General features: G+C 54.7%; 17 protein-coding genes. 8 read left to right on the top strand and 9 right to left on the bottom strand.

What is annotated here, in order from left to right; all coding sequences use genetic code 11:
• Positions 1-130: 130 nt before the first annotated feature.
• From MW898_RS10335 to MW898_RS10320, 4 genes are all read left to right on the top strand, one after another.
• Entirely contained in the window at positions 131-3,124 is a 2,994-nt protein-coding gene (locus MW898_RS10335; protein WP_248906958.1) for an oligosaccharyl transferase, archaeosortase A system-associated, read from the top strand.
• Position 3,125: 1 nt separating this feature from the next.
• Positions 3,126-4,115: a DUF368 domain-containing protein gene (locus MW898_RS10330; RefSeq protein ID WP_248906956.1), complete on the top strand. Its 990-nt coding sequence runs from the start codon at positions 3,126-3,128 to the stop codon at positions 4,113-4,115.
• Between the two features lie 179 nt (positions 4,116-4,294).
• On the top strand, positions 4,295-4,966 hold the full coding sequence (locus MW898_RS10325) for a metal-dependent transcriptional regulator (protein WP_248909747.1): 672 nt from the start codon (positions 4,295-4,297) through the stop codon (positions 4,964-4,966).
• A gap of 132 nt (positions 4,967-5,098) precedes the next feature.
• On the top strand, positions 5,099-5,866 hold the full coding sequence (locus MW898_RS10320) for a ribonuclease H-like domain-containing protein (protein ID WP_248906954.1): 768 nt from the start codon (positions 5,099-5,101) through the stop codon (positions 5,864-5,866).
• On the opposite strand, the gene MW898_RS10315 is transcribed toward MW898_RS10320, so the two are convergent.
• The 3 genes from MW898_RS10315 to MW898_RS10305 form a co-directional block, all read right to left on the bottom strand.
• Positions 5,857-6,234 carry a hypothetical protein gene (locus MW898_RS10315; RefSeq protein WP_248906952.1) on the bottom strand — a complete coding sequence of 126 codons (378 nt, stop codon included), beginning with the start codon at positions 6,232-6,234 and terminating at the stop codon, positions 5,857-5,859. The two genes, MW898_RS10320 and MW898_RS10315, sit on opposite strands and share 10 nt — an antisense overlap.
• Positions 6,235-6,439: 205 nt before the next feature.
• On the bottom strand, positions 6,440-6,739 hold the full coding sequence (cutA, locus tag MW898_RS10310; protein WP_248906950.1) for a divalent-cation tolerance protein CutA: 300 nt from the start codon (positions 6,737-6,739) through the stop codon (positions 6,440-6,442).
• 9 nt (positions 6,740-6,748) lie between these two features.
• Entirely contained in the window at positions 6,749-6,913 is a 165-nt protein-coding gene (locus tag MW898_RS10305; protein ID WP_248906947.1) for an HEWD family protein, read from the bottom strand.
• A gap of 153 nt (positions 6,914-7,066) precedes the next feature.
• Between MW898_RS10305 and MW898_RS10300 the strand changes: the two genes are divergently transcribed.
• Both MW898_RS10300 and MW898_RS10295 read left to right on the top strand, forming a co-directional pair.
• Complete coding sequence (locus MW898_RS10300; RefSeq protein ID WP_248906945.1) at positions 7,067-7,591, top strand: DUF8114 family protein; 525 nt, start codon at positions 7,067-7,069, stop codon at positions 7,589-7,591.
• The gene (locus MW898_RS10295; protein WP_248906943.1) at positions 7,588-8,352 is read left to right on the top strand and encodes an RNA methyltransferase; all 765 of its coding nucleotides are present in this window, start codon (positions 7,588-7,590) and stop codon (positions 8,350-8,352) included. Before MW898_RS10300 ends, MW898_RS10295 begins: the two co-directional genes overlap by 4 nt.
• A gap of 36 nt (positions 8,353-8,388) precedes the next feature.
• Here the strand turns inward: MW898_RS10295 and MW898_RS10290 are convergent, their stop codons facing one another.
• Complete coding sequence (locus tag MW898_RS10290; RefSeq protein ID WP_248906941.1) at positions 8,389-8,604, bottom strand: hypothetical protein; 216 nt, start codon at positions 8,602-8,604, stop codon at positions 8,389-8,391.
• A 180-nt stretch (positions 8,605-8,784) separates the two neighbouring features.
• Between MW898_RS10290 and MW898_RS10285 the strand changes: the two genes are divergently transcribed.
• Positions 8,785-9,141 (top strand): HesB/IscA family protein, encoded by a 357-nt coding sequence (locus MW898_RS10285; RefSeq protein WP_248906939.1) that lies wholly within the window; start codon positions 8,785-8,787, stop codon positions 9,139-9,141.
• Positions 9,142-9,180: 39 nt separating this feature from the next.
• The gene (locus tag MW898_RS10280; RefSeq protein ID WP_248906937.1) at positions 9,181-9,567 is read left to right on the top strand and encodes a secondary thiamine-phosphate synthase enzyme YjbQ; all 387 of its coding nucleotides are present in this window, start codon (positions 9,181-9,183) and stop codon (positions 9,565-9,567) included.
• Between the two features lie 15 nt (positions 9,568-9,582).
• Here the strand turns inward: MW898_RS10280 and MW898_RS10275 are convergent, their stop codons facing one another.
• From MW898_RS10275 to MW898_RS10255, 5 genes are all read right to left on the bottom strand, one after another.
• Positions 9,583-9,783 carry a dodecin gene (locus tag MW898_RS10275; protein ID WP_248906935.1) on the bottom strand — a complete coding sequence of 67 codons (201 nt, stop codon included), beginning with the start codon at positions 9,781-9,783 and terminating at the stop codon, positions 9,583-9,585.
• Between the two features lie 142 nt (positions 9,784-9,925).
• Positions 9,926-10,579, bottom strand: a complete 654-nt coding sequence (locus MW898_RS10270) for a DUF2238 domain-containing protein (protein WP_248906933.1) — start codon at positions 10,577-10,579, stop codon at positions 9,926-9,928.
• Complete coding sequence (locus MW898_RS10265) at positions 10,576-11,160, bottom strand: hypothetical protein (RefSeq protein ID WP_248906931.1); 585 nt, start codon at positions 11,158-11,160, stop codon at positions 10,576-10,578. Before MW898_RS10265 ends, MW898_RS10270 begins: the two co-directional genes overlap by 4 nt.
• Positions 11,161-11,241: 81 nt before the next feature.
• A complete protein-coding gene (locus MW898_RS10260) occupies positions 11,242-12,162 on the bottom strand; it encodes a metal-dependent hydrolase (RefSeq protein ID WP_248906928.1) in 921 nt (306 codons plus the stop codon).
• A 94-nt stretch (positions 12,163-12,256) separates the two neighbouring features.
• On the bottom strand, positions 12,257-12,574 hold the full coding sequence (locus MW898_RS10255; RefSeq protein WP_248906927.1) for a DUF7116 family protein: 318 nt from the start codon (positions 12,572-12,574) through the stop codon (positions 12,257-12,259).
• Positions 12,575-13,128 lie beyond the last annotated feature (554 nt).

Below are 13,128 nucleotides of genomic sequence, written 5' to 3'. Positions count from 1 at the left end.
CGTGACCGTGGGTTAGACATTTTTCGACTCGTTCAGTTTTAACTGGTCTATAATCGAGTCGTTCAGGAAACGCATCGTCTAGAGGCATCTTTCCAAAGCTTTATCCGCGTTTTTGCGTTCCTATCTGCCAATGAGCCAGCGGACAGAGAGATGGCTAACGTTGGACCGGGACGTTCTCTACGAGCGTGCGGTGGCGTTGTATCACGTCCCGGTGCTCGTGCTTCTGATTGCGTTCATGTTTTGGAATCGAGCACGGATGTGGGAAAAATTCGTTACTAACGATCGTGTCTACTTTTCAGGAAACGACGCGTGGTATCACCTCCGACAGACAACCTACACCGTTCACAACTGGCCGACGACGATGCCGTTCGATCCGTGGACGAACTTCCCAGCGGGGACGGCTTCGGGTCAGTTCGGAACCTTCTACGACCAGATCGTTGCGACCGTCGCACTCATCATCGGACTTGGGAGTCCAAGCCAACAGACGATCGCGTTGACGCTGCTGTTTGCTCCTGCGGTTATTGGAGCGGTCACCGCGATTCCGGTCTACTTCATTGGACGTCGAATCAGTGGGCGTCTGGGTGGAGTCACTGCCGTTCTCGTCCTTTCACTCACCGCAGGAGGATTCCTCCAGCGGAGTCTTGTCGGCTTTTCCGACCATCACGCTGCAGAAGCGCTGTTTCAGGCGCTTGCCTTCCTTGCCATTATGGTTGCGCTCCGCGTTGCAAGCGAGGAAAAGCCCGTGTACGAATTGGTCGCAGCGCGCGAGACCGAGCCGCTGTCGCGACCGTTCGGCGTGGCGGCTCTCGCGGGACTCGCTATTGCGCTCTACATCTGGGTATGGCCACCGGGCATCGTAATCGCTGCTGTACTCAGTATCTTCTTCGTCTTGCAGTTGTCACTCGAATACGTCCGTGGGGAAAGCCCGGAACACACAGCTATCGTTGGCATCGTTGCGTTCGCTGTTGCAGGTGTGCTCACTGCAGTTCGGATCTCTACGTTTACATTCACCGCAACCGATCCTTCGCTTCTTCAGCCGGCACTTCTGTTCACTGTCGCACTCGGCCTCGTTGTGATGGCAGCCTTCGCTCGGGTGTTCGATTCCCGAAATATCAATCGCTGGCTATATCCCGTCCTCATCCTAGGAGGCATCGTTCTCACGGTCGGTACTGTCGCCGTCGCGCTTCCGGATCTCTACTCGTACATGGTGTCTCAGTCCCTGCGGTTTATTGGACTCTCCACGACAGCCGCACAACGGACTGTCATTGAGGCCCAGCCACTCGGTCTGGAGAAAGGCACTCAGAACTACTGGATCGAGGTAATGAACTACACGTACGGGATTGCCTTCTACTCGGCTGCTATCGGCGCACTTATCGCTATCACACGAATCGCCATCGACGATGAATCACGGCCGGAAGAACTCCTCATCGTCGTTTGGGGTGTCTTCATGACGATGGCTGTGTTCACCCAAGTCCGCTTCAACTACTATCTCGCACTTCCTGTCGCCGTTCTTAACGGCTATCTCGTCGGAACCATCGTCGACTTCCTCGGCATCTCCACGATAGACCGGCTCGATGACCTCGAAATCCATCAAGTCGTAACTCTCGTCATCGTTTGTTTCCTCATTACTGGACCGTTCATCATGCTCGGAAGCGCGGGCAGTTCGGGGGCGAGTTCAGGTTCGGGTTCGGGCGGTTCACAAGGATTCGGACTGCTGACGACCGAAGCAGCGTCCACCGGGCCCAACGGGATTGAGTGGGATTCGAGCCTCGAATGGCTCTCGAACAACACGCCCGAAGAGGGTCAGTACGGCCATCCCGACGCTGAGCCGATGGACTACTACGGAACGTACGAACCAACAGAAGATTACGATTACAAACCTGGGGCATACGGCGTCCTATCGTGGTGGGATTACGGTCATTGGATCACGGTGCTCGGTGAGCGGATCCCAACGGCGAACCCGTTCCAACAAGGTGCCCAGAAATCGGCTGACTTCCTGCTTTCGTCCAATGAGAGCGATGCGACTGACCTCATCGACGGCAACGAATCGACGCGGTACGTGATGGTCGATTGGCAGATCGTCAGTATTTATTCGAAATATGGGGCTCCGACCCAGTTCGAGTCGAACGACACCATCTCGAAGAGCGACCTTGTATTCCCACTGTATCAGTCCACAGAAGAGGGTAGCTATCAGCGGATCACCTACGTCCCGACCCAGCGCCACTACGAGAGCATGCGGATCCGCCTGTACTCGTTCAATGGAAGTGCGGTAGAGCCGAAACCGACAGTGCTCGATTGGGAAACACGACAGGTCAGATCGGCCAACGGAGAGACGATCTCGATCCGCGTCGTTCCGGGAGAGGATCAGGGACCCCCTGTCAAACAGTTCGACAACATGAGCGCCGCCCGTGAGTTCGTCAAGCAAGACGGATCTTCACGGGTTGGTCTCGTTGGAAACATGCCTTCCGAGCGGATTCCAGCACTGAAACACTACCGACTCGTCCATGGGAGTCAAGAGCGTGGACCGTCCTACGTCAACGGCCAACCGTGGGTGAAGACGTTCGAGCGCGTTCCCGGTGCGACAGTGAATGGAACCGCTTCACCGAACACGAACGTCACAGCAAGCGTCACGATGCGCATACCGACCACGAACGAGACCTTCGTGTATCGACAACACGCACAGACAGATGCGCAAGGGCAGTTCGCGATGACGCTCCCCTATTCGACAACCGGCTACGACAAGTGGAGTCCTGAAAACGGACACACAAACGTGAGTGTCCGCGCAACAGGACCGTACACGTTCACGACAAACGACAACGCTACCGGAACAGCGAACAACACGACAGCGAACAACACGACGGAGAATGGTACAACCACGGAGGCCGAAGTAACCGAGGCGCAAGTCATCGGTGAAGACAACTCAACCGTTCGTGTGACGGTTGGCTCAAACGACAGCGACACCAACAACGATACTAACGACGGGACGACAAACGAGACGAGTGAAGCGAAACTCGAAGGGAAGTTGGGTGAAAGCGCGATGAACACCGACAGCATCGGGAACACAGCACTGGTCCAGACTCAGCTGGCAAACAACGCGCTCGAACAGCGGGCAACGGTGGTTTGAGATGAGTGGTACTGGTCCTCGTGAATGGTTCGTCATCTATCTTAAGGGTGTGTGCATGGGGGCAGCAGACACGGTTCCTGGCGTCTCTGGTGGAACGATCGCACTCATCGCAGGGATCTACGAACGGTTGATCGACGCGATTGCGGGGATCGATCCGCGCGTGCTCGAACACGTCCCATATTTGCACACTTCAGACGGTCGTGCTTCACTGTACGATGATCTCGTTGAGATGGACGTTCCGTTTCTCATCGCGCTCGGGATGGGAATTGTGACGGCTGTCGTCGTCATGTCTGGAATAATGCATGAGGCTATCAAGGGCCATCCGGTGCTGACATCGTCGTTTTTCTTCGGATTGATCGCGGCTGCTGCAGTCGTACTCTATCGATACGTGTCGATCGATTCGGTGCCTCGTGCTGCTGCTGCGCTGGTCGGTTTCGCATTAGCGTTTCTCCTGACAGGGTTCACCAGTGGCAGTTCGGGCACTCATTCACCGCTGCTCCTCTTTGGGAGTGGTGCGATCGCGATCTGTGCAATGGTGCTCCCAGGAATTTCGGGAGCGTTCATCCTCTACATGTTCGGTCAGTATGAGTATATGAGCGCGCTCCCAGGACAGTTCATCTCGCAGCTCCTCGCTGTTGTGACTGGTGGTGACTCGAGCGCGCTCGTTGCCACCGCAATCCCGATTGTCGCGTTCGTTATCGGTGCATTCCTCGGCCTGTTCACGATCACTCACATCATCAGATACGCGCTCTCGAACTATCGGCAGGCAACTCTTACGTTCCTCGTGAGCCTGATGCTCGGCTCACTCCGCGCTCCGGTGATCACCATCAACAGCGAAGTCTCGGAGCTGACACCGGGAGTTATCGGAATCATTGTCGCTGCTGGCGTCATCGGTGTCACCCTCGTCTTCTTCCTCGACCGTTTCACCGAGGATATCGAGTTCGGAGCCGATCAACAACCATCGCGAACTGAATCCCCGATGAACGACTAATCTGCTCATTGAGCACATCTTTCAATTTTATTTCAATTTCTCTGTCACTGTCTGCTTTGTGTTTGTGATACGCACGCGCCACTGTCTTGTGCTCTGCAGATGTGTCGTGATGCCCGAGCTGTCGTGTAGCTGTCTATCTGGATGGAACGGTTTTTATTCGGTCGTCACCTCGTATGACTATGCTCAGTGACGTGATGGAGGATTATCTCAAAACCATCTATGTGCTCCAACAGGAGTCTGGCGAGCGGGTCGCGACGTCCGCAATTGCCGAACGGATGGATGTCACGTCACCCACGGTCACGAGTATGATCGATACGCTCGAAGAGCGTGGACTGCTCGAACGGGAGAAATACAAAGGGGTAGAGCTGACCCCAGAAGGCGAGACCGTTGCTATCGAGGTGCTCAGACATCACCGCTTGATCGAGGCGTATCTGGCGAGCGAACTCGACTACGACTGGACCGACGTACACGACGAGGCCGACCGCCTCGAACACTACATCAGCGAGCGGTTCGAGGAGCGGATCGCCGAACTACTCGGCGATCCGCGTGTCGATCCACACGGTGATCCGATCCCCGCATCTGATCTTTCGCCACCACAAGACGATCCTGGCCATCGGCTCATCGAATGCGAGGTCGGAGATCACGTCATCGTAAAACGAGTGCGCCACCGGACCGACGAGGAACTACGGTATCTTTCCGAATCGGGCGTCACTCCCGGCGGTGAACTCGAAGTGATCGAAATTGCACCCTTTGGTATGATAACTGTCGAGGGTGGACAGGGACGACAGAGTCTCCCAGAGGAAGTTGCACGGCTGATCCGGGTCGCACCAATCGCGGAGCTCGCGCAGTGATCACTCTTCGATCACACTCTGCTCACGTGAATCTGTTTTTGATTTCGAATGTGAACGTAACGGTCATAAACAGAGGGCGCGACCGACCTGTCGTCGGAGCGTTTAGGTGAGAGCGCCATCCCATTACAACTCATGCGCATCGAGAACAGTTTCATTCCAGTCGAGGGCGTCGGTGAAACGACAGAACAGAAGCTCTGGCGAAACGGTATTACGCACTGGAATGAGTTTGAGCGAGGAATCGTCGGTGAAACAACCAGTGAACGAATCGCATCGTTCATCGACACCGCACGAACGCGTCTCGACGCGGGCGACAGTCGGTTTTTCGATGATATCTTTCCAAGCAGTCATCAGTGGCGACTCTACGAGAACTTTCACGACGACGCCTGCTTTTTCGATATCGAAACTACTGGCCTGAGCCAAACGAACAACAAGGTAACGACAGTCAGCATCCACCAGAGCGGTGAAACACGGACGTTCGTCAACGATGCTGCACCCGGCGTTGGCGAACCGTTGACGAGCGATGTTATCCAAGAAACCATCAGCACTGCCCCGTTGCTCGTCACGTTCAACGGCAAGCGGTTCGATGTACCGTTTCTCGAAACTGCCTTCGACATCAGCATCGACGCACCACACATTGATCTCATGTATCCGTGCCGCCAGCTTGGACTATCCGGTGGACTGAAACAGATCGAACAGGACATCGGAATCGGACGCGATCAACCCGACATTACTGGCCGTGACGCTGTCAGGCTCTGGCGACAGTACGAAAGCGGAGACGAGGACGCGCTCTCGACGCTCGTTTCGTACAACCGTGATGACACGGTAAACCTACGGACGCTAATGGAACACGTTTCGAACACGCTTCACGAAGACGTGTTCGCGTCGGTCTGTCAGTCCTGATCGGTCGGCCGGCGGCCCTCCGTCGGAGGCGAGTGATCGACAACTTCGATATCAGCGATCGTGAGCGCATCAGGCGCGTACTCGTTCGTCTCGGGTAGATGCGCGCCAGTTGGAGCAAGCGTCGTATCGATGAGTGCCTGATCGACACCGTGGACACTGTGTTCCTCCGGAAACGCTTCGACAGCGTGGTCTGCACAACGATGAAACAACGGTACCCACTCACCACACATGCGCTCGATTTCTATCTGAAGCGTATCTCCGGCTTCAAGCGTGCACGTGCCATCGTGGAAACTACAGGTGGCAGAGCAGGGATCAAAGTCGCTACCGACAAACTGGCCAATCAGTTCCCGTTGGAGCAGATTGACCATTCGAACCCCCACATTGAATGTTGGTTCTCATAGTACCGTACGCACATGGAATGGAATCCTTTGCCAACAGTAATAACTGTCGCGGTCGTTCTCAAATAGACCAATCATCAAGGAGGAAACTGACTCAGAAGCCCAATATCGGCGTACCAATCGAGTGTAACTCGGGTCATATGTATTACATCAGACTAGAGTCTGCTGAACTCTATTACGCTACGGACGCATCACGCCATGCGGCGAACGACTCGATCGGAACGTCATCGAAGCGCTCGATACAGGGAACGTCGTGCGGATGAGCCTTAGTGACCTGTTCGACGAGATCGTCGTAGCGTTCGTCTGTTGTCTTCGCTAACAGAATTACTTCTTCTTCGTTGGCTATTTCGCCTTCCCAGCGGTAGATCGATTGACAGTCAATGCGATTCACGCAGGCTGCGAGTCGCTTGTCGACGAGCATCCGAGCGAGATCAGTCGCGCTGTCGGGCGGTGCGGTGATGTAGGCAGTCGGCATTGCCAGTCACTACTCATCAACCGGGTTGTATGTACCGTTGATGTCCCAATCGTGGAGACAGAATGGGTCACCGGGATCGTCAGCAACGACCCAATTTTCGGATTCCTCATCCCAAATGTCTCCCCGACCACAGCGTTCACAAACGCGTTCACGCGGCGGAACGATTGTTGCCATGTACGATACGAGTGGCGCAAGCAGTATCAATCGTTCGACGAAGCAACCGATCTTTCGTCTATCGACGATTCCGCCTTCGAATAGCAATCGGTAGTCTTTGGAGAGTGAGTGCTAAGCACGCTGCTTTTCACCTCCCACCGGCTACCCGATCTCATGACGAAAGTTAGTATCGGACTCCGCGGGTGGCGGTTCGACGAAGAGGAGGTGTTCAACGAGGAGGGGGATTTCAGGGCTCTTTCCGATATGTCTCCCGATACGCGAGATCGAATCTCTCGCTTGATGGATGTTGTCAACGATCCGTGTGATGCCTGCTGGTTAATCCACGGTGAAGAAGAAAAAGAGCGCTGTCGGTCGGCCGCCGTCGTCTACGGCGAACCACTCCGAGAGACCGTCCTCTGTAACAGACACGAAGTGGACTTTCTCTACTGGTTTCGAGAAGAGGATGGACGCGAACTCGTCGGTGATCGGTTGTTTTCGAACGCATTCCACCAGTGGTTTGCAGACGGTGGGCGTGCGCCCGAAGGCTACGGTGGGATCGAGCACGTCGATACCGATCCCGACTCGGTTCCGGACCCGGAACCTGATGAGGAGCTGCAGTCGCTCGAAGAGGAGCTTGCATCGTTGAGTGAGGAAGAGCGCGAAGCACTGGATCTCGATTTCGACGATCTTGAGGTATGATCTCGGTCGCCATTGTCGACGCACAGACTCCCGGCAACGTCGGTACCATCGCTAGAGCGATGAAGAACTTCGGTCTCTCCGATCTCTATCTCGTTGATCCACCAGATCTCGATCCCGACGGTGAGGCCTACGCTCTCGCGGGACAGGCGCGCGAAGATGTGCTTCCAAACGCCCAAACGGTCTCCTTCGAGTATCTGATAGAGAACTTCCACACGGTGGGCTGTACAGCGGTCACTAACAGCGACGATCGACGACACGTCCGCTATCCGTTTGTGACACCGCGTGAACTTACGGACTCACTTACCACCGTGGGGACCGAGACAGTGATCGTGTTCGGCCGCGAGCGCGTCGGTCTCCACAACGAGGAACTCTCGTCACTCGACGAAATTTGCTCTATTCCGGCGAGTGAAGCCTACCCTGTTCTCAACCTCGGTCAGGCAGCCACTATCGTTCTCTACGAACTCCGATCGATCACTGTCGACGAAACCCAACATCCAACAAAAATCGTTCGTGCCTCCGAGCGAGACATTGAGGGCCTGCACGATCAGTTCGAGACGTTCATCGAGCCGGTTGGCATCGTTCCCGAACAGCAATCCCGTATTCGACGCCTTTGGCGCCGCGTGCTCGGACGCGCGCACCCAACACGACGAGAAGTGAGTTCGCTCCGTGGCGTCTTCCGACGAGCGGAGAATCGACTGCGCGAGAAACAAGCACAGAAACCAAACGAGGACACGACAAAGAACAAGAACGAGAACGAGTGACGGTCTGACGTCTCTCGATAATCGGGCGTAATCAGTTCACTGTGTTGTCAACCGATGCGGGATCTGTGCGGCGACTGTTTTGCCTCCTTGGACCACGAGCAAGCATCCCGCGACGAACGTCCCGACGAATCCGATCAAAAGGGGCGGATCATCGAGCACGAACCCAACGTGGGTTGCCGCGAGTCCAACCGCGAGAATGCCTGTGACCACACCAATTCCTCCGAGTACTCCGTACAGCAGCTGTCGAATCATGTGGGGTCGTTTCTGGCAGTGACATATGGAACTTTCGTCGCTCTACGATTCATTTCGAGTATCGTCAACGATATTATTCATACAAGAACCACGAAACCGATCGTCGATTGTCACCGCTCAACTGTCCGTGATCCGGTGACTGGCGTCAAGATTAACAGTCTTCATATGGTAGAGGGAGACATGAGCTCGACGGTGGAGACGGATACAACGATCGATGTGACTGAGACGGCTGCAGAGGAAGCTCTCGGTCTGTTGAACGGGGAGAATATGGACACGAACGAAGCCGGGCTTCGTCTCTTCGTTCGACAAGGGGGTTGTGCTGGTCTTTCCTACGGAATGCGCTTCGATAACGAACCGGAAGCAGACGACACTATCTACGAACACCACGGGCTGCGGATATTCGTCGATCCGGCGAGTATGAACTACATCGAAGGGAGTATCCTCGATTTCGAAGGAGGGCTTCAAGGAGAGGGGTTCCACGTCGAAAATCCCAATGTGGTCAGCGAGTGTGGCTGTGGCGAGTCATTCCGGACATAACGCGGGCCACATCGTTCATCCTGACCGATCAGATTCCACATGCAATTTCAACTCTCCACAAACGAACGCGTCGAGTACATCGATGTTACTGATCGAGTGACAGCCTCTCTCGATATCGATTCGGGACTTTGTACGGTGTTCGTCCCTCACACGACCGCCGGTGTCGTTGTCAACGAAGATGAACAACGGCTCAGATCCGATGTTGAGCGCGTGCTCAACGAGCTTGTTCCACAAGGTGCCGGATACGCTCACGACGACATCGATCGGAACGCCGACGCACATCTCCGCGCGATGCTTCTCGGTGAGCACGTCACAGTCCCCGTTGAGAATAGCGCGCTCGTGCTTGGAACGTGGCAATCAATTGTGTTCATCGAATGTGACGGCCCACGCGATCGCCGTGTTTCGGTGACAACGATCGAAAAATAGTCGTCTCCTCATTTTTCATTCGGCGAGTTCGAACGCCACTTCGACTTCGGCCTGATACTCGCGGCTATCGACAGTGGCAATCTCGACACCAAGATTCTCGACTTCGATCCAGAGGATGTTATCGAGTGTTCTCTCTGCTCGATCGACGGCGTCTGTCGTCGCCGCGTCGAATCCATCCTTGCTTGTTCCGATCAAGGTGATTTTCTTATACACCATGGCTCTCATCTTGTGTCTGTGTTCTGCGAACGATTCGTACAGCCACCCCTGTGCTGGATTCGGTATTCGGGCACGGGGATGGTTAGCATGACATACGGTCTCAGGATTCGTCAATGTAGTGGCTGAGCTGAACAGACGAGTATCAACTGCGATCGTCGAATCGCTGGACAAGTGCACCGACAACACCACTGAGATGTGCTGTTCCCCAGATGGCGACAATAACTGCTCCAATAGTATCGAACACGAGATCAAGCATCGTGTCGTTGATACCGTACTGTGTGAGAATCGGTCTGCCACCAATGATGTGTGAAAGTTCACCGAGCGCAAACTCGATGACTTCCCAGAAAACGCCGAACGCGATGACGAACATGAGTATGAACACGAACATGAATTTTGGAGGAAGCTCAATCTCGTCGAGATGAACGTCGATCGCGCGAACAGTAGCGTATCCAGCGGCGGCGACAACCGATGCTGAAAGCCCGTGCGTGAGGTGATCCCACCACCAAACCGAATTGTAGAACGACGAGTTCGTTCCAGGAAAACCCACAGTCCCGAGCGCGTGTAAGAAGACGGCAGCGGTGATCCACAGCGTGAGACCGGGATTCATTGGTATATTGTAATCCCGTTCTAAGATTGGCGGGAGTTGTGAAACGGCAAGCGCGATGGCAGTGTTGACGATGATGCCCGTGTTTTGGCGTTCGAGACCGATGAAGAACATACCAACCAGTCCGACTTCCATGAACCAGACGACGCGACGTTGGTGACGCTGCTCGATTCCAAGTTGAGCGAAGATCATATATCTACCTCCAGCCGCTCGTGTGCTCGTATGAACCGACGGAAATAGAGTTCGAAGATGATTCCCGCAAGGAGGCCAGCGACCGTAGAGGCAACGAACTCGAACATCAGCTCTCGTTCTGTGAGTCCGAAACTGATGCCGAGATAGATGTCGGCACTCCAGCGGATGATTGCCCAAACGCCTGCAGCAGCCATGGTCGTGACGACGACGAAAAGGACAGCGAACGAGTAGTTCATATCTACGGGAGTGAACACGTGGAGTTCAACGGCGACGATGAGTGCCACTGCTGCGACAGCGAGGTAGGTCGCAACTTGTCCAGTCCCCGGTGTTCTGAACGTCTGAGCGAGAAGCGGGAGCGACGCGAGCGCGAGCACCTCCCACGGAAGCATCGCGCGCAGCGAGCGCACAGCAACAGCCGGAACCACACCGAGCACCGCGACACACGCTGCGAACCCCGCCCAAAGTAGATCTATCCCGACATTTACGACGGCAACAACAGCGACAAAGCCAACGAGCACCCACGCAAGCAACGCATTGATTCGCTCACTCCGAAGCGTTTGTCCCAGTCCCGACGTGTTCATACTTGTTTCACGAATTGGCTCGCTAAAACGTATACGGCTGGAACAAACGGGTCGGCTGTGTTGTGTGTTTGCACTTCCGTCTCAAATTTTGAGTATATTGTACGTCACTACGTATGTGAGTACCGCGACGGTAACAGCGGTGAGGCCCGTCACTGCTGCGGTGAGCCATTCGTGACGGCGTGGGTCCAGTCGCGGGACACTACACACAACGCCCACACCGAGAACGGAGACTACGAAGGGATAGGACAACGCAAGTGTTGGCGGTGGGATAGTCGGCACAGCAACCGCGTAGACAACGCCGAGGACGGCCCACGGCTCAATGTGGTCGCGGAGTTGTCGGTCAGCAATCGAGCAGAAGGCGATTGCAGCGAGCCACATCGTCGCCAGTTCAATTCCCACTGCACCGAGGAGGTGCAGGGTCGGTGACTGACTGACGGCAACTCGTCCTTCGATTAGCTGCATGCTGAGTGGGTACAGAAACTGAGGTGGCGCACCTGTGAATACGTCACCAAACGGATGGCTGAGTAGGCCGAACAGCGCTGCCCCGAAGACAGCGCGTGAGCCGAAGCCGAGCCGTCCTGCAGCGGTTGCAACAGCAAGAACTGCAAGCGTGAATACGAGCATAATCGCACCAGCGAGACCACCACTCAGCAACGTGGTTATGGCTACGAGCAGGCTGAGTAGAACAATCCCAACATGCCGTGACTGCGTGTCTCCCGTCCACGCTGTTGCGCCAAGAGCGCCAATGCTGCCAACGATCAGAGAGTGTGTGACTGTCCGATGTACGAGCGTACTCGCTGTCCAGAAATTCTCCGCACGTTCGAGTAGTCCACCTGCTCCTGCGAACAGTCCAATCGGCGCATACAACATGTCTACGTCGGGGATGGTTCCGAATGCACAGGCGATAAGTCCGAGAGATAGTGCTCGCTCGCGTGACCATCCCATCCGTCGTGTAAAAAGAGCGACAACGGCAAACGCCAGCAGCCCGTGCCCGACGAACATGGACTGTCTACTCGACTCAGCGCGATAAGACATTCGTTATATACTATCTGAACGTCCAATCTTCGATCCGACTTTCTCCGTTACTGTCTTCCTATCACGTCGGCAGTCCCTCACTTATCGTCGGATGATGTATCTGATACCCACCGGTATCCGTAAGACCCATCACTGCCCAATCATATTCTGGCGCGCGTGCGAGTAAGTCGTCGCACAACGATGAGGCGTGATCCTCGCGAGTCACGAAACACCGGAGCTCCCCATGCTCCGGCGTTTCATCCGGATTCGAAGCCGTCACATACACGACACGCCACTTGCGCTCTGCTCGAAGCTCGGTCCCTGCGTTGGACACGGTGTATCCCAGATCGGTGAAGATCGACCGTGCTTCATCCAATAAAGGCGTGCTAACAACTCCCATCTAGTAGTGATTACCACTGGATACAATATAGTTGTACCGGCTCTATTTATATAATAAATAGAAAAATTTTGTAATTATCGGTGGAAAATAAATTCGCGGTGCTACTTTACGATTGTAGAAATATGACTGGATATAGGCAACAGGGTAAGGTCATCACCGAGACATCATGGGTGTTCTACTATTAATCAATCGGTGTACGATTCGTGTCGGTCGAAGGAATCACTGCATTTAATGTTTCGAGCGAATCGGACTATCCTGCCTCAAACATGATTTGGTTTGACCTGTGGGAACGGAGGCTATGCGTTTGAGCGTCGATTCGATCTGGTTAGCAGTGTTATCGGGCCGAACATCCGTGAGGAGCGCGGCTGTATCGGTTATTTATGAGATGACTATTGCGATCCCCATCAGCCAGCTGTACCCGCAGGTCGAACCAAGATAGTCACTGGAATAGTTGATGTGTGATTTATCGTATGTGGGATTGCAACCAGATTTGCTGGTTCTATATGCACTAGTGGTGAATATAGAGCAACAAAACGAGGCTATACGATGATATC

The organism is Halocatena marina, assembly GCF_023276375.1.
In the GTDB taxonomy this organism is placed as follows: Archaea; Halobacteriota; Halobacteria; order Halobacteriales; family Haloarculaceae; genus Halocatena; species Halocatena marina.
The sequence above is the reverse complement of the archived record's forward strand: the minus strand, read 5'-3'. Positions and strand labels throughout refer to the sequence as shown.